The sequence below is a fragment of the Stenotrophomonas maltophilia genome (assembly GCF_013464915.1).
In the GTDB taxonomy this organism is placed as follows: Bacteria; Pseudomonadota; Gammaproteobacteria; order Xanthomonadales; family Xanthomonadaceae; genus Stenotrophomonas; species Stenotrophomonas maltophilia_AT.
The window spans coordinates 1-15215 of sequence record NZ_RAVT01000046.1 but is presented as its reverse complement, the minus strand read 5'-3'; the positions used below and the strand labels follow the sequence as shown (position 1 = coordinate 15215).

The 15215-nt window shown below is 66.4% G+C and carries 16 protein-coding genes and 1 riboswitch; of the genes, 9 read left to right on the top strand and 7 right to left on the bottom strand.

Going from position 1 to position 15215, the window contains the following annotated elements; all coding sequences use genetic code 11:
- Positions 1-52: 52 nt before the first annotated feature.
- Entirely contained in the window at positions 53-1369 is a 1317-nt protein-coding gene (locus D7T59_RS15795; protein WP_164137198.1) for an NCS2 family permease, read from the bottom strand.
- Positions 1370-1469: 100 nt separating this feature from the next.
- Positions 1470-3134, bottom strand: coding sequence for an energy-dependent translational throttle protein EttA (gene ettA, locus D7T59_RS15790; RefSeq protein ID WP_005412220.1), 1665 nt, complete (start codon positions 3132-3134; stop codon positions 1470-1472).
- 253 nt (positions 3135-3387) lie between these two features.
- On the opposite strand from ettA, the gene D7T59_RS15785 reads away from it, so the two are divergent.
- The 7 genes from D7T59_RS15785 to ribD all read left to right on the top strand — a co-directional run bounded on the left by D7T59_RS15785 (position 3388) and on the right by ribD (position 8622).
- The gene (locus D7T59_RS15785; protein ID WP_164137197.1) at positions 3388-3864 is read left to right on the top strand and encodes an RcnB family protein; all 477 of its coding nucleotides are present in this window, start codon (positions 3388-3390) and stop codon (positions 3862-3864) included.
- 187 nt (positions 3865-4051) lie between these two features.
- A complete protein-coding gene (gene glyA / locus D7T59_RS15780; protein WP_180852765.1) occupies positions 4052-5305 on the top strand; it encodes a serine hydroxymethyltransferase in 1254 nt (417 codons plus the stop codon).
- A gap of 66 nt (positions 5306-5371) precedes the next feature.
- Positions 5372-5845, top strand: a complete 474-nt coding sequence (locus D7T59_RS15775) for a hypothetical protein (protein ID WP_180852766.1) — start codon at positions 5372-5374, stop codon at positions 5843-5845.
- A 6-nt stretch (positions 5846-5851) separates the two neighbouring features.
- Positions 5852-6268, top strand: a complete 417-nt coding sequence (locus D7T59_RS15770; RefSeq protein WP_180852767.1) for a hypothetical protein — start codon at positions 5852-5854, stop codon at positions 6266-6268.
- A 27-nt stretch (positions 6269-6295) separates the two neighbouring features.
- The gene (locus tag D7T59_RS15765; protein WP_180852768.1) at positions 6296-6745 is read left to right on the top strand and encodes a hypothetical protein; all 450 of its coding nucleotides are present in this window, start codon (positions 6296-6298) and stop codon (positions 6743-6745) included.
- Positions 6746-6896: 151 nt separating this feature from the next.
- Complete coding sequence (nrdR, locus tag D7T59_RS15760; protein ID WP_004143350.1) at positions 6897-7418, top strand: transcriptional regulator NrdR; 522 nt, start codon at positions 6897-6899, stop codon at positions 7416-7418.
- A 118-nt stretch (positions 7419-7536) separates the two neighbouring features.
- Positions 7537-8622, top strand: a complete 1086-nt coding sequence (gene ribD / locus D7T59_RS15755) for a bifunctional diaminohydroxyphosphoribosylaminopyrimidine deaminase/5-amino-6-(5-phosphoribosylamino)uracil reductase RibD (RefSeq protein WP_180852769.1) — start codon at positions 7537-7539, stop codon at positions 8620-8622.
- A gap of 58 nt (positions 8623-8680) precedes the next feature.
- On the opposite strand, the gene D7T59_RS15750 is transcribed toward ribD, so the two are convergent.
- The 5 genes from D7T59_RS15750 to D7T59_RS15730 form a co-directional block, all read right to left on the bottom strand.
- Entirely contained in the window at positions 8681-9391 is a 711-nt protein-coding gene (locus D7T59_RS15750; RefSeq protein ID WP_180852770.1) for a hypothetical protein, read from the bottom strand.
- The gene (locus D7T59_RS15745) at positions 9382-10326 is read right to left on the bottom strand and encodes a hypothetical protein (protein WP_180852771.1); all 945 of its coding nucleotides are present in this window, start codon (positions 10324-10326) and stop codon (positions 9382-9384) included. Before D7T59_RS15745 ends, D7T59_RS15750 begins: the two co-directional genes overlap by 10 nt.
- Before the next feature lie 71 nt (positions 10327-10397).
- Positions 10398-11348, bottom strand: a complete 951-nt coding sequence (locus D7T59_RS15740; RefSeq protein WP_180852772.1) for a hypothetical protein — start codon at positions 11346-11348, stop codon at positions 10398-10400.
- Between the two features lie 70 nt (positions 11349-11418).
- Complete coding sequence (locus D7T59_RS15735; RefSeq protein ID WP_180852773.1) at positions 11419-12303, bottom strand: hypothetical protein; 885 nt, start codon at positions 12301-12303, stop codon at positions 11419-11421.
- Between the two features lie 152 nt (positions 12304-12455).
- Complete coding sequence (locus tag D7T59_RS15730; RefSeq protein ID WP_164137189.1) at positions 12456-13076, bottom strand: hypothetical protein; 621 nt, start codon at positions 13074-13076, stop codon at positions 12456-12458.
- A 187-nt stretch (positions 13077-13263) separates the two neighbouring features.
- Positions 13264-13409: riboswitch (FMN riboswitch) on the top strand.
- A gap of 77 nt (positions 13410-13486) precedes the next feature.
- On the opposite strand from D7T59_RS15730, the gene D7T59_RS15725 reads away from it, so the two are divergent.
- Entirely contained in the window at positions 13487-14089 is a 603-nt protein-coding gene (locus tag D7T59_RS15725) for a riboflavin synthase (RefSeq protein ID WP_164137188.1), read from the top strand.
- Entirely contained in the window at positions 14086-15186 is a 1101-nt protein-coding gene (gene ribB / locus D7T59_RS15720; protein ID WP_164137187.1) for a 3,4-dihydroxy-2-butanone-4-phosphate synthase, read from the top strand. The genes D7T59_RS15725 and ribB overlap by 4 nt, the downstream gene beginning before the upstream one ends.
- The last annotated feature ends 29 nt before the right edge of the window (positions 15187-15215 follow it).

Genomic DNA, 15215 nt, shown 5'->3' with positions numbered 1-15215 from the left:
CGATGGGGTCGGATCCCATTGCACGGCAATGGGCCCCGACGCCGCTCAACGATCACTCCAACGCGTAGCGCAGGGTGAACAGCACCGCCACCAGCCAGACCGCTGGATGCACCTCGCGCCAGCGCCCGGTACCGGCCTTCAGCGCGGCATAGGCGATGAAGCCGAACGCCAGGCCGTTGGCAATCGAGTAGGTGAACGGCATCGCCAGTGCACACAGCGCCGCCGGCACCGATTCGGTCAAGTCGCTCCAGTCCACTTCCACCAGTTCGCGCAGCATCAGGCCGGCCACGAACAGCAGCGCCGGCGCGGTGGCATAGCTGGGCACCATCGCTGCCAGCGGCGAGAACAGCAGCGCTGCCAGGAACAGCGCCGACACCACCAGCGCGGTCAGGCCGGTGCGGCCGCCCACCTGCACGCCCGAGGCGCTTTCGGCGAACGCGGTGGTGCTGCTGGTGCCCAGCATCGAGCCTGCAACAATCGCGGTGCTGTCCGCCAGCAACGCACGGCCAAAGCGCTTCTGCGCGCCCGGCAGCTTCAGCAGGCCGGCGCGGCCGACCACGCCGTACAGGGTGCCGGTGGCATCGAACACTTCCACCAGCACGAACACCAGCACCACCTGCAGCAGCACCGCCAGCGGCGCGCCGCCGTCGTGGTGCAGCAGGCCCGGCAGGTCCAGCTGCAGGAAGGTCGGGGCCAGGCTCGGCGGCAGCGAAACCAGGCCCTGGTATTGCACGTCGCCCAGCGCCCAGCCCGCGCCGGTCACAGCCAGGATGCCGATCAGGATCGCACCACGGATGCGCCGTGCTTCCAGCACCGCGATCAGCAGGAAACCGGCCAGCGCCAGCAGCGGCGGCGCCGTGTTCAACGGGCCCAGCGCCACCAGCGTGTCTTCGTTGCCGACGATCACGCCGGACTTCTGCAGCGCGATGATCGCCAGGAACAGGCCGATGCCGGCCACGATGGCCGAGCGCAGCGATGAGGGAATGCCCGACACCAGCCATGCGCGCACACCGGTCAGCGACAGCACCAGGAACACCAGACCGGAAATGAACACCGCACCGAGCGCCTGCTGCCAGGGCAGGCCGGCGGCGCCGACCACGGTGAAGGCGAAGAACGCGTTCAGGCCCATGCCCGGTGCCATGCCCACCGGGAAGTTGGCGGCCAGCGCCATCACCGCCGAACCCAGCGCCGCGGCCAGGCAGGTGGCCACGAACACCGCGCCGGCGTCCATGCCGGTGGTGCCGAGGATCTCGGGATTGACGAAGACGATGTAGGACATCGTCAGGAAGGTGGTGACACCGGCCAGCAGCTCGGTGCGCACGGTGGTGCCGTGCTGCTGCAGCTGGAACAGGCGTTCGAACAGGGACATGGGGTCGCTCATGGGTAGATGCCGGCCGCTGGCCGGCATGCATGGTCGGTACACATTGCAAAAGGAGAAAGGCCGCGCGAGCGCGGCCTTTCCTGTTGCCTTATTTCAGCGCCTTGAAGCGCAGGCGCTTCGGCGCGGCGTCGTCGCCCATGCGGCGGCGCTTGTCTTCTTCGTACTCGCGGTAGTTGCCCTGGAAGAACTCCACGTGCGAATCGCCTTCGAAGGCCAGGATGTGGGTCGCGATGCGATCCAGGAACCAGCGGTCATGCGAAATGACGAAGGTGTTGCCCGGGAACTCCAGCAGCGCATCTTCCAGCGCACGCAGGGTTTCGATGTCCAGGTCGTTGGACGGTTCGTCGAGCAGCAGCACGTTGCCACCCTGCAGCAGGGTCTTGGCCATGTGCAGGCGGCCACGCTCACCACCGGACAGCGAACCGACCATCTTCTGCTGATCCTGGCCCTTGAAGTTGAAGCGGCCGATGTAGGCGCGCGACTGGATCTCGATGCCGTTGATGTTGAGGATGTCCAGGCCGCCAGCGATTTCCTGGAAGACGTTGTGGTTGCCTTCCAGCGCGTCGCGGCTCTGGTCCACGTAGGACAGCTTCACGGTCGGGCCGACCACGATCTCGCCGGTGTCCGGCTTTTCCTGGCCGGTGATCATCTTGAACAGGGTCGACTTACCGGCACCGTTCGGGCCGATGATGCCGACGATGGCGCCGGCCGGCACCAGGAAGCTCAGGTTGTCGAACAGCAGGCGGTCGCCGAACTTCTTGGAGACGTTCTTGAACTCCATCACCGCATTGCCCAGGCGCTCGCCCGGCGGGATGAAGATTTCATTGGTCTCGTTGCGCTTCTGGTAATCGACCGACTGCAGCTCTTCCAAGCGGGCCAGACGGGCCTTGCCCTTGGTACGGCCGCCCTTGGCGTTCTGGCGCGACCACTCCAGTTCCTTCTGGATCGCCTTCTGGCGTGCCTTTTCCTGGTTGTCTTCCTGCTTCAGGCGCTCATCCTTCTGGGTCAGCCAGTCGGTGTAGTTGCCCTTCCACGGAATGCCGCGGCCGCGGTCCAGTTCCAGGATCCACTCGGCGGCGTTGTCCAGGAAGTAGCGATCATGGGTGACCGCCACGACGGTGCCGGTGTAGCGCGCCAGGAACTGCTCCAGCCATTCCACCGACTCGGCGTCGAGGTGGTTGGTCGGTTCGTCGAGCAGCAGCATGTCCGGCTTCTGCAGCAGCAGGCGGCACAGCGCCACGCGGCGCTTTTCACCACCGGACAGCTTGCCGACCACGGCATCCCACGGCGGCAGGCGCAGCGCATCGGCGGCCACGTCCAGCTGGTTTTCCAGGGTGTGCGCGTCGCCAGCGGCCAGGATCGCCTCCAGGCGCTCCTGTTCCTTGGCCAGCGCGTCGAAGTCGGCGCCTTCCTCGGCGTAGGCCAGGTACACCGCGTCCAGCGCGGCCTGCGCCTGCAGCACTTCGCCCACGCCTTCCTCGACCGCTTCACGCACGGTCTTGGTCGGGTCCAGCTCCGGTTCCTGAGCCAGGTAGCCGACCTTGATGCCCGGCTGCGGGCGGGCTTCGCCCTCGAAATCGGTGTCCACGCCGGCCATGATCTTCAGCACGGTGGACTTGCCGGCGCCGTTCAGGCCCAGCAGGCCGATCTTCGCGCCCGGGAAGAAGGACAGCGAGATGTCCTTGATGATCTGCCGCTTGGGCGGGACCACCTTGGACACGCGGTTCATGGTGTAGATGTATTGCGAGGACATGCGGTCTCCGTAGGCGCGGCCCTGCGCCCGGTCCGTCACGGGAACATCCCGTTGCGGCAGCGGGCACAGACTGGAATGGAATACCGCCAATTATAGCCGGAACCGGTTCCGGGCCGCGCCCGGAGCGCCCCCCGGGGCTGGCCGTGGCCTGAATACTTCGTCACAGTCCTTCAGCGGGAAGCGTTTCCAGCCGGAAACGGTTCAGATCGGGTGCGCAATATGGGCTCACCACCCATCCAAGCAGAGGTCTGACATGCGCATCAATCGAGTAATGGCCGGCGCCGTGGCCTCTGTGCTGGCGCTCGGCGCGGTGGCCCCGGCCTTCGCTGACAACGACCACCGTGACCGCCGTGAGTGGCGGGAGGATCGCCGTGAGTGGCGCCAGGATCGCCGTGACTGGGAGCGCGACCGCCGCGAGGCCCGGCGCGACTACCGCCAGGATCGCCGCGAGTGGCACCGCGACCATGACCGCTACTACCGCCCGGCGCCGCCCCGCGTGGTCTATCGACCGGCACCGCCGCCGCCGCGCTATGGCGGCTACGGCTGGCGGGTGGGTTCCCCCTACCGCGACTACTACCGTGGCCCGGTCTACGTGGTGAACGACTACCCGCGCTACCACCTGCGTCGCCCGCCGTATGGCCACCACTGGATCCGCGATGACCGCGGCAACATGCTGCTGGTGGCCATCGCCACCGGCGTGATCGCCCAGTACGTGCTCAGCAACCGCTGAGGATCGCGGCCGGGGTCGGATCCCTTTCCAACGGAAGGGGCTCTGACCCCATAACATCATTCGAAACCATACGGGGCCGGATTCCTTCGGGGATGCCGGCCCCGTCCGTTTCGGCCCCAGCGGCGCGGCGCGGGGCTACAATCGAGGGCTGAGCCGTACCCCTTTTCCCTGCCTGCTGGAGTACCCGATGTTCCCGCGTGACGTCCGCATCGAATCCTACGATCCCGAACTGGCCAAGGCCATCGCCGCTGAGACCCAGCGCCAGGAAGACCACGTCGAGCTGATCGCCAGCGAGAACTACACCAGCCCGGCGGTGATGGAAGCGCAGGGCAGCCAGCTGACCAACAAGTACGCCGAAGGCTACCCGGGCAAGCGCTACTACGGTGGCTGCGAATACGTGGATATTGCCGAGCAGCTGGCGATCGACCGCCTCAAGCAGCTGTTCGGTGCGGACTACGCCAACGTGCAGCCGCACAGTGGCTCGCAGGCCAACCAGGCCGTGTACTTCGCCCTGCTGCAGCCGGGTGACACCATCCTCGGCATGAGCCTGGCCCACGGCGGCCACCTCACCCACGGCGCCAAGGTCAATGCCTCCGGCAAGCTGTTCAACGCCGTGCAGTACGGCGTGAACGACCAGGGCCTGATCGATTACGACGAAGTCGAGCGCCTGGCCCTGGAGCACAAGCCGAAGATGGTCGTGGCCGGCTTCTCGGCCTACTCGCAGGTGATCGACTGGGCGCGCTTCCGCGCCATCGCCGACAAGGTTGGTGCCTATCTGTTCGTGGACATGGCCCACGTGGCCGGCCTGGTCGCCGCTGGCGTCTACCCGAGCCCGCTGGAACACGCCCACGTGGTCACCTCGACCACCCACAAGACCCTGCGCGGCCCGCGCGGCGGCATCATCGTCGCCAAGGGCGCCGACGAAGACCTGGTCAAGAAGCTGCAGTCGATCGTGTTCCCGGGCATCCAGGGCGGTCCGCTGATGCACGTCATCGCCGCCAAGGCGGTGGCCTTCAAGGAAGCGCTGGAGCCGGGCTTCACCGCCTACCAGCAGCAGGTGGTGAAGAACGCCCAGGCGATGGCCAACACGCTGATCGCGCGCGGCTACAAGATCGTCTCCGGCGGCACCCAGAACCACCTGATGCTGGTGGACATGATCGGCAAGGACGTGTCCGGCAAGGACGCGGAGGCCGCGCTGGGCAAGGCCCACATCACCGTCAACAAGAACTCGGTGCCGAACGATCCGCGTTCGCCGTTCGTGACCTCGGGCCTGCGCCTGGGTACCCCGGCGGTGACCACCCGTGGCTACGTCGAACAGGACTGCGTGGACCTGGCCAACTGGATCGCCGACGTGCTCGACGCGCCGAACGACGACGCTGTCATCGCCCGCGTGCGCGACGCCGTCAGCGCACAGTGCCGCAAGTACCCGGTCTACGGCTGATCGGGGAGTGGGGTCGGATCCCTTCCCGCAGGGAAGGGCTCTGACCCCAGCACCGGAGTAACGCGCATGGATGAGCGCCGCCTCAAATACCTGTACGCCGTGCTGGCCGCGCTGTTCGGCCTGCCCAGCCTTTTCGCGGGCGGCGTCGGTGCCTGCATTGCCCTGGTCATGGGGCTGATCGGCCTGGTCTCGCTGGATGCTGACAAGCTTTGGTTTGCCGGCGTCATGTGCGTCTGGGGAACGGCCGCGCTTGCCGGCCTGGTGGCCTGGGTCGCGCTCAGCGTCATCTGGTTGCGTGATGGACTGCAGGGCCTGCGCACGGCCTCGCCACGCTGGTGGTGGCTGCTGGGCCTGGGCGTGCTGGCGGGGCTGCCGTTGCTGGGATTGGCGATGTACACCTTGTCCGGGCTGGGCCTGGCGGTAGTGAGCACTCTCTTCGCAGGGCCATCGTTGCTGGTGCCTGCCGGCATGCTGATGCTTCTACGTGCGCGTGCCGATGTCGTGGATGCGCCGCCCGAGCGGGCACGGGCATCGGAGTAACCGCGCGTGGATGAGCGCCGCCTCAGATACCTGTATGCCGCGTTGGCGGTACTGCTCGGCCTGCCCAGCCTGGTGATGGGCGGCACCGTCGCCGTGATGTTCCTGGTCCTTGGCCTGCACTCCTTCGGCGCCAGCCGCTCACCCGATCTGGCGCCACTGCTGTGGGGCCTGGCCGGCGTGGCGGGTTGCCTGGCCTGGCTGTGGCTCAGCGCCGGCTACCTGCTGCAGGGCCGGGCCGGCCTGCAGGTGCGCGCGATCTGGTGGTGGCTGCTGCTGGCCGGTGGGCTGGCCGCGCTGCCGGTTCTCTGGATGACCGCATGGTTCGGCTTCCAGGAGGGGGACGCCGCGTTGGAACTATTGCTGCTGGGGCCGTCGATGCTGGTACCGGCCGCCATGCTGGTGTGGCTCAAACGCCGCCCCTGACGCGGCCAATGAAAGGAAATCGAACCCATGGATGAGCGTGTGCAGAAACGGATGGTTGCAGTGGGGGGTCTCTTGCTTGGCCTGCCTGCGCTTGCCGCCGGCGGCACCGTCGCGGTGCTGGGGCTGATGGTTGCGATGGACGGCAAGTATCTGTCCGGTAACGAACTCACGATGCTGCTGCTGTGGTCGCTGGGCGGGATCATCGGCCTGCTGTCATGGCTGTGGCTGAGCGGTGTATTCCTGTTGCGCGGCCGTGCCGGCCTGCGGCAATCGTCGCCTGCGGCGTGGGCGGGATTGCTGGTGGGCGTCCTGGCCGCACTGGCTGTGGTCGCCGTAACGCTGCATCTGGTGTTCAAGAACGGCGAATTCGCGCTGTTGAGCTACCTGGGCCTGGGGCCGCCGTTCCTGCTGCCGGCCGCACATCTGGCGTGGTTGCGCTGGAGCGGGAATACTACGGTGTCCGGCCCGGCCGGCTGAGTGGCGGCCCAAAGAGCGCATCGGGCCCCCATTCCGGCTTTCGCGCAGGCACTTCCGGGCAGGCAGCATTTGCTGCTGGACCCCTTCTCAGGTACCTTTGCGACGCTGCCATGACCGTGGCGGCTGGGTTGTCTCCTGAGCCAGGCGTTCCATGCATTGCCCCTTCTGCCAACATGCCGATACCCGCGTCATCGACTCGCGCGTCTCTGAAGACGGCGCGACGATCCGTCGTCGGCGTGAATGCGAAGCCTGCGGCGAGCGCTTCAGCACCATGGAAACGGTTGAGCTGAAGCTGCCGGCCATCGTCAAGAGCGATGGTACCCGCGAGGCGTTCGACCAGCGCAAGGTGCGTGCCGGCTTCGACCGCGCGCTGCAGAAGCGTGCGGTGGCCGAAGACAAGATCGAAGCGGCGGTGCGTGCGGTGGTCCACCAGCTGCGGATCAGCGGCGAGCGCGAAGTGCCCTCGATCAAGGTCGGCGAGTTTGTCATGAACGAACTGCGCAAGCTCGACCATGTCGGCTATGTGCGCTTCGCTTCGGTCTATCGCAGCTTCGAGGACGTGGCCGATTTCCGCGAGGAGATCGAGAAGCTCGAGCGCGACCTGCCGTCCAGTACCGAGCAGCTGCAGCTGCTGGGCGATGTGATCGCCCTGACCAAGAAAAAGAAGGGCTGACCGCCCCGGTAGACGCCAACCTTGGTTGGCGCCCTACGCTTCATCCACGCATGGCGTGGATCTACTGAGCCGGGCAGGTAGTGGCGTGCATCTACACCAACGGCGCTACCATGATCGCATGACCACTCCGTTCTCCGTCCTCGACCACCTGCACATGGCCAACGCGCTGCGCCTGGCCGAGCGTGCCGCCTACACCACCCGCCCCAATCCGATGGTCGGCTGCGTGATCGCCCATGGCGAACGCGTGGTCGGGCAGGGCTGGCACCAGCGCGCCGGTGGACCGCATGCCGAGGTGTTCGCGCTGCGCGAGGCCGGCGGCGAGGCACGCGGCGCCACCGCCTACGTCACGCTGGAACCCTGCGCACACTACGGTCGTACGCCACCGTGTGCGCTGGCACTGATCGAGGCGGGCGTGTCGCGCGTGGTTGCCGCGATGCGCGATCCGTTCCCGAAGGTCGATGGCGGTGGCTTCGATCTGCTGCGCAATGCCGGCATCGAGGTTGCCGAAGGACTGATGGCGGCGCAGGCGCGCGAGCTCAACAAGGGCTTCCTGTCACGCGTGGAGCGCAACCGTCCGTGGCTGCGGGTGAAGCTGGCCGCCAGCCTCGATGGCCGTACCGCGATGGCCGATGGCAGCTCCAAGTGGATCACCGGCCCGGCCGCGCGTGAAGACGTGCAGCACTGGCGCGCGCGTGCGGGTGCGATCCTGACCGGTGCCGACACCGTGCTGGCCGACGACCCGATGCTGACCGTGCGTCTGGCCGATACCGAGGTGATGCCGCCGCTGCGCGTGGTGCTCGATTCGCGCCTGCGTTCGCTTGAATGCAGCCGTGTACGCGAGGGCGGGGCGCCGACGCTGTATCTGCACGATGCTGCAGTCAGTGCGCCGGATGCGGCCGACGCCGAATTCGCCAGCGTGGCCAGCGTCGATGGCCGGTTGGACCTGGGCGCGGTGCTGGCACTGCTGGCCGAACGTGGCATCAACGAAGTGCACACCGAGGCCGGTGCGACATTGGCAGGTGCGCTGCTGCGTGGCGGCTGGGCGGATGAGCTGCTGTTGTACCAGGCGCCTACGCTGCTGGGCGACAACGGACGCCCGCTGCTGGCTGGCCTTGGCATCCAGACGATGGACCAGCAGCGCCGGCTGCGTGTGGTCGACCAGCGCCAGGTAGGGGACGACCTGCGGTTGCTGCTGCGGGTATAAGGCGCTGGTGGATGCCGACCTTGGTCGGCGCATGGGCTTCACGTGCCCTGGCACTCTGTCAGCGGACCCTGCACAGTGCAGAGGTGTCCTCACCCATACCGCGTGCATCCCACGCATCCAGCGGTAGCAGTCCCGCCAACACGGCCCGGTACAGCTGTTGCGCGCGGGCGGCATCGGTAGCTTCGTGGTCTCCCTTATACCAACCGGTCACCGCTGTGCAGTGGGCACGGTCCGGGGCATCACGCAGGATCGTTGTCCAGCGTTTGAACAGCGCGTCGCTCTGCGCCTGACGGTCACTCTGCTCCGCCTCGCGCAGTGCCAGATAAGCCTCGCGCAGCGGCGTCATATCGGGGTGCCGGCATTCCAGTGCAAACATGCCAATTTCCGGTGAGCCCAGCGGAAGGAAGTTCCTGGCTTCGCAGTAAACCGTTGCCAGCCGTGCGCCCAGCGCATCGCTGAACGCGCCGACGATGGCGGGAGAGGGGGCGGGAAATGTCTGATTGCCCAGCCATGCCGGCACGTCATCAACGATGTCCTGCCACTCAATGCGCCCATGCGGTACCCAGCCCGGCCCCAGTTCTGCAAGCACCGCCCGCGCGCTGGCATCGTCCTGCAGCAGAACCCGGGCCTGCAGGGTGTACTCGTGTTCGGGTGACGGCGTGGCGCCTGAAGCGCTGCACGCCACGACGCCCAGCAGAAGGGGCACAACCTTCATACGCAGCGCCGCATTGCGGTGGGAGCCATGCCCGTACGTGCCTTCTATCGGCACTGATGGCTCCTGAGTTGCGGGTACACGACGGGTGCGACGTGGGTGTTGCAATAGTCGGCACGCTGCCGCTCGTCCATTCCCCTTGTGGCCTCCAGCACCTTGGTCTGTAGAGACTTGGCCTGCTGGATCTGCTGCGGTGATCTTTCGACTACGCACATGCGGTACTGGTGCAGCGGCCAGTCACAGGCGATCGATCCGGTGATCCGGGGCGCGTCTTCCTCAAGCATGCGCTTGTCCCACGCCGCATAGGGAATGAAGGCATCCAGGAGCTTCAGTTCGAGCTGGTCGGCATCGAGGCTCAACCAAGTGCCCTTGCTGCTGCGGAAGAAACGCATGTCACCTGAGATCGACCGCGAGGCGGGTCCATGCAGCAACGTGACCTGACGCGCTTGGAGGTCGGACATATCTGCGGGCTCCATCGTCAATACTCCTCCTCGCGTTGCTTTGCGGTAGGACGCAAACAAAGGATTGAGGTCGGGGACAGAGCATCGATAGGAAGCTGATGCGGAACTGTTGGTCGCCTCGAAGCGCACAGCCTTCACCTCGCAGCTGACGCGCCCAAGGCGATTCAACGCCGCTTCGCCGATGGCCGGTGCGGCCACGCCCGCAGATTCCAAGGTGCTGCGTATGGCGGTGTCATCGCCCAGCCTTGCCTTGAGCGCCTGCAGGCGATCGAGATAACCAGGCGTCTGGAAAGTGCCCTGCCATTGGGCATCGAGCGTGCGGCGCGCGCCAGGGTCAGCGTAGAGCATCAACGCGAGGTAGAGCTGGACATTGGCGATGATGCTCTTTTCCACGGCATGGTCCGGTGCGGATGCAAGTTGGGGGTGAGCCGGTGGCAAGGGCGAAGCCTGTGAGAGCAGGGGGAGCAATGCCAGTGTCATGAGATGACACAGCCGCATGATCGGGTCCTTGCGTGAACGGCTGTAGCGCATGCGGCGATTCAACGCCGGCAGCCATGCAAAAAGTCCGAAAGCCTGCCAGGCGGCGGGTACCCGGGGACTACTCATTCGCAATCCCGGTTCCACAATGCTTCCACTCTCGGGCGAAGGGCCATGCACTGCTGTACCAGCTCGGCCTCGGAGACCTCCTTGTGCCTTCTGCTCAGCACCCGGGCCAGTTCATGGGCGCCGGCCAACTCCTGTGGCGCGATGCGGGCCATGCAGCGACGATGGTGGTGGACCAGGTTGTCGCATTCATCCAAGCCGGTGATGTGCATGATGGCGGTGCGCAGGGTCTCGTTGGACTGGTCGCGCGGATGCTCGACCAGCGCTTCGATCAGCACCTGTCCCACATCGCGTTCGATGCGGCCGTAACGCAGTCGTTCACCCCGATATCCATCCTGTTCGCTTTGCCAGCCGTGATCGGGTGCGGAGGACACAAGACGGGTCGAGCCGCTGATGGTGCGGTAGGGGCCATCGCGCAAAATCGCCATGTACGACTTCCAGAGTCGTTCCTGGCCTTGATCGGTTCCGCCGAAGAGGGCGGCATCAGACAAGGACCGGAGGCGCTCCACGTCGCCAACGCGACACGTGAAGTGGACGTCGGCCACTTGGGTGCCGGCAATCACGTCATGCCAGATCGCGCTGCGGTCGGCCCTGCATCGGGAGCCGGCCACGACGTCTGACGCCCACGCCTGGTGTGCCGAATCGTCGCCAGCGGCGGAGCCGTTGTACCGCTTGAGGCTCTGGAGGTATGTGGCCAACAGGTCCGGCAGCGTGAACATGTCGGTGTCCGCATCGGTTTGCGGCCCACCCAGTGCCTGCACAGCGCTGGGGTCGTTCTCGTACATTGCCTTGATCAGCAGGTCGAATGCCTTTTCCGGTGTTGGCTCCGGCGCTGCGGCAACGCACAGAGGCATGCTCAAGGCAATGAAAAAGCACAAGGCGTAGCGGCGCATGGCGATACCATCAAGGCAGGGGCGGAAAGACTGCTGCACCTGCGCTTGGCTGTCCATGCAACTTGTTTGAAATGGCGTTGCCGTTGCCGTCAGCGATGCGTATCGCTGACGCAACTACTGTGCCGGCTTACGCGCACTCATCGGTCCACATCATCTCCGCGATCGGGCGCAGTGCCTTGCACTCCTGCGTCATCGCTTCGGCGGACTGTACCTGGGCCTTTGCCTTCAGTTCCTCGGCCATCGCGTCCACGCCGCTGATCTGGTCCGGCGCGATCTTCGCCACGCAGGCGCGATGCTGCTGCAGCAGCAGGTCGCAGCCCGGTACGCCGGTCACCTTCGGCGCGTTGGCCGCCTGCGCGTCCTGCATCCAGTCCTCGAACGGTGCCAGCGCGCCGGTCACGGTACCTACCAGATCGTCGAAGTTGCCGCTGTACCAGTAGCCGTTGTCCTTGGCCGGGTACAGGGTGAAGGTGCCGCTGACCGGCACGCGCGCGCCGCTCTGCAGCGCCTGGGTGTAGGCATCGGTGAACAGCTTGCGCGAGGCCGGGCTGGCATCGGCGGCCAGGCTGGCGGCGAACAGCGGGCGTACCTTGCCGAGGTCGGGCACCTGGCAGCTGAAGCTGATGCGCGCCAGCTTCTGGTCTTCAACGTATTCGTTGTCTTCGATCACGCTCTTGGTCGCGCGGCACTTCGAATCGCGCAGGGCCTTGGCATACAGCGCTTCGGTGGCGGCGGCGTCGGTCTTGGTACCGGCGCTGGCCAGCACGGTCTGCCACGGCTCGGCCATGGCCTTGGCCAGCGCACCCGGGGTCGGGGTCACGGCGTCCTGGCCTTCGAAGGCCGGCTTCAGTGCATCGTTGAGCGTGCGCGTGGCGGCGGCGTCGTCTTCCAGCAGCACGCGTGCATACAGGTCGAAGGCCTGTTCGGGCGTCAGCTGGGCCGGTGCAGCGCTGGCAAACAGCGGGGCACACAGCAGGGCGCTGGCCAGCAGGGTACGGTTGAGAGTCTTCATGACGGAGCTTTCCTGTTCCAGAAGCGCGCAAGACTAGCGCATCCAGCGATACTTTCGATGGCGACCAGAGGTCACATGGCGGTGTGCCCCGGCCAAAAAAACGGGCCCCTTGCGGGGCCCGTTCGATCGCACGACGAGGAGCGATCGTTGGATCAGAAGCTGGCGCGCACGCCCACCGAGTACTGGGTGACGTCGCGGTAGCCGGCGATCTCACCCACCAGGCCCCAGGTCCTGGTGAAGTTGACCTGGCCACCAACGGTGCCGACCCAGGTGCCCTTGAAGTTGTTGCCGCCATCCATGTAGCCGGCCTTGGCCCAGGCTTCGGTCATGCGCGACGGCTTGCCGCGGATACCCATGGTGACGCGGCCCAGGTTGGTGTGGTCCTTGCCGTGGTAACGCAGGCCGTCATAGCGCAGGGTCGATTCAGCGTTCTGGCGCACCCAGGCGGCATCGGCGGTGAAGTCAACGCGGTCGCTCCAGGGCATGTGGTAACCAATGCCCAGCTCCGGCTGGTTCAGTTCCAGCTTCAGCGAATCTTCGCCGTAGTGGCGGGTCTTGCTGGTACGCGACCAGCCACCGAACACGTAGACCTGTTCGGCAAGTGCGACCGAACCACGCAGGTAGCCGCCGTCGACCTTCGGGTCGTCCAGTGCGTTGTCGTCAACCTTGACCTGCGTCCAGCCGCCTTCAACGTAGGTGTAGCTCAGGGCGTCGGCCGACGCGGTGAACGGGGCGGCGGCCAGCAGGGCGGCCACGATCAGGATCTTGCGCATGGGAATTCCTGTGAATTTCAGTCCATTGGCGGGCCTGCCCTTGCGGCTGCCCGTGGCGACCTCATGTCGTCCGGGGCAGGATTTTAATGAAAGTTTTACAAATTGCGAGCGACGGCCGTCACAGCTGTGGCATCCGACCCCGTTCAGCCCGGGCTGGTACACTGGTGATGCCGGTTCGCCGGTACACAAACGTCTTCAGGGCGGGGTGCGATTCCCCACCGGCGGTAGGTGCGCAAGCACGAGCCCGCGAGCGCCCCGGCCCACGGCCGGGGGTCAGCAGATCCGGTCCAATGCCGGAGCCGACGGTCATAGTCCGGATGAAAGAAGACGGTGCCACAGGGCCTCAGCGGCCCTGCGCCCGCCTGTTTGCCTTGCGGCGTTTTTCGCTCACTTTCCGCGGAGAACGTTTCTTGTTTACTGGAATCATCGAAGGCGTCGGCCGTCTGGCCGCTCGCGAATCCATCGGCGGCGATGTCCGCTTCACCTTCAACGTCGGGAATCTGCCGTTCGACAACGTGCAGATGGGCGAGAGCATCGCCATCAATGGCGTGTGCCTTACTGTCATCGCGTTCGACGCCAGCAGCTTCCAGGCCGATGCGTCCACCGAGACCCTGGGCCTGACCACGCTGGGCCAGCTGGCCGAGGGCGCGGTCATCAATCTGGAGCGCGCCATGCGCCCGACCGATCGCCTTGGCGGTCACCTGGTCAGCGGCCACGTCGACGGCCTCGGCCAGGTGCTGTCCATCCATGAAGATGCGCGTGCCCAGCGCTGGCGTTTCGCGGCGCCTGCCGCGCTGCGCCGCTACATCGCCAAGAAGGGCTCGATCTGCGTGGACGGCGTCAGCCTCACCGTGAACGAGGTGGACGACGAAGGGTTTGAAGTCGCCCTCATCCCGCACACCGTGGCCAACACCGCCTTCTCCGCCACCGGCGTGGGCAGCGCGGTGAACCTGGAAATCGACCTGGTCGCCCGTTATGTCGAACGCCTGTTGGGCGAAGGAGCACGCGCATGAATTTCGCCCCGATCCCCGAAATCCTGGAAGACATCCGCCAGGGCCGCATGGTCGTCATCGTCGATGACGAAGACCGCGAGAACGAAGGCGACCTGATCATGGCCGCCGAGCTGGTCAAGCCGTCGGACATCAACTTCATGGTCACCCACGGCCGTGGCCTGGTCTGCCTGCCGCTGACCCGCACCCGCGCCGCCGATCTCGGCCTGGCGCCGATGGTGCAGGCCAATACCGCGCAGTTCCAGACCAACTTCACCGTCAGCATCGAAGCGGCCGAAGGCGTGACCACGGGCATTTCCGCCCATGACCGCGCCCATACCATCCGCACCGCGGTGAAGCCCAACGCCAAGCCATCGGACCTGCACCAGCCGGGCCACATCTTCCCGCTGATCGCCCAGCCGGGCGGCGTGCTGACCCGCGCCGGCCACACCGAAGCCGGCGTGGACCTGGCCATGCTGGCCGGGCTGGAGCCGGCCGGCGTGCTGGTGGAGATCCTGAACCCGGATGGCAGCATGGCGCGCCGCCCGGAACTGGAAGTGTTCGCCCGCGAGCACGGCCTGAAGATGGGCTCCATCGCCGACCTGATCGCCTACCGCCTGGCCACCGAGAAGACTGTCGAGCGCGTGGACGAACGCGAGATCGACACCGAATTCGGCCCGTTCAAGCTGGTGACCTACCGCGACCGCATCGCCCACGACCTGCATTTCGCGCTGGTCCGGGGCACGCCGGATGCCGACACCCCGACCCTGGTGCGCGTGCAGGTGGAGAACCCGCTGGCCGACCTGCTGCACTGGCGCCGTGACGACTTCGGCGTGGCCGCCACCGATGCCCTGCGCGCGATCGATGCCGAAGGCGCCGGCGTGATGGTGGTGCTGCAGGCCCCGCGCGACGGGGAGTCTCTGCTGGCCCGCCTGCGCCAGCAGCCAGCGCCGGTGGTGCCGGGCAAGGACAAGGATGTGAGCCAGTGGCGCCGCAACGGTGCCGGCGCGCAGATCCTGTCCGACCTGGGCCTGGGCAAGCTGCGCGTGCTGGGTACCCCGCGCCGACAGATCGGCCTGGCCGGCTACGGCCTGGAAGTGGTGGAGACGGTCACCCCGTAAGCCACCGCTGCACATGGAATCGGTAGTGS

What these genes read in the sequence shown, in the direction of transcription:
- D7T59_RS15785 (WP_164137197.1), top strand. Translation starts at nt 3,388, where the DNA reads ATGCGCATCAATCGAGTAATGGCCGGCGCCGTGGCCTCTGTGCTGGCG.
- D7T59_RS15740 (WP_180852772.1), bottom strand. Translation starts at nt 11,348, where the DNA reads ATGGACAGCCAAGCGCAGGTGCAGCAGTCTTTCCGCCCCTGCCTTGAT.
- glyA (WP_180852765.1), top strand. Translation starts at nt 4,052, where the DNA reads ATGTTCCCGCGTGACGTCCGCATCGAATCCTACGATCCCGAACTGGCC.
- D7T59_RS15730 (WP_164137189.1), bottom strand. Translation starts at nt 13,076, where the DNA reads ATGCGCAAGATCCTGATCGTGGCCGCCCTGCTGGCCGCCGCCCCGTTC.
- D7T59_RS15795 (WP_164137198.1), bottom strand. Translation starts at nt 1,369, where the DNA reads ATGTCCCTGTTCGAACGCCTGTTCCAGCTGCAGCAGCACGGCACCACC.
- D7T59_RS15735 (WP_180852773.1), bottom strand. Translation starts at nt 12,303, where the DNA reads ATGAAGACTCTCAACCGTACCCTGCTGGCCAGCGCCCTGCTGTGTGCC.
- ribB (WP_164137187.1), top strand. Translation starts at nt 14,086, where the DNA reads ATGAATTTCGCCCCGATCCCCGAAATCCTGGAAGACATCCGCCAGGGC.
- ettA (WP_005412220.1), bottom strand. Translation starts at nt 3,134, where the DNA reads ATGTCCTCGCAATACATCTACACCATGAACCGCGTGTCCAAGGTGGTC.
- ribD (WP_180852769.1), top strand. Translation starts at nt 7,537, where the DNA reads ATGACCACTCCGTTCTCCGTCCTCGACCACCTGCACATGGCCAACGCG.
- D7T59_RS15765 (WP_180852768.1), top strand. Translation starts at nt 6,296, where the DNA reads ATGGATGAGCGTGTGCAGAAACGGATGGTTGCAGTGGGGGGTCTCTTG.
- D7T59_RS15745 (WP_180852771.1), bottom strand. Translation starts at nt 10,326, where the DNA reads ATGCGCTACAGCCGTTCACGCAAGGACCCGATCATGCGGCTGTGTCAT.
- nrdR (WP_004143350.1), top strand. Translation starts at nt 6,897, where the DNA reads ATGCATTGCCCCTTCTGCCAACATGCCGATACCCGCGTCATCGACTCG.
- D7T59_RS15775 (WP_180852766.1), top strand. Translation starts at nt 5,372, where the DNA reads ATGGATGAGCGCCGCCTCAAATACCTGTACGCCGTGCTGGCCGCGCTG.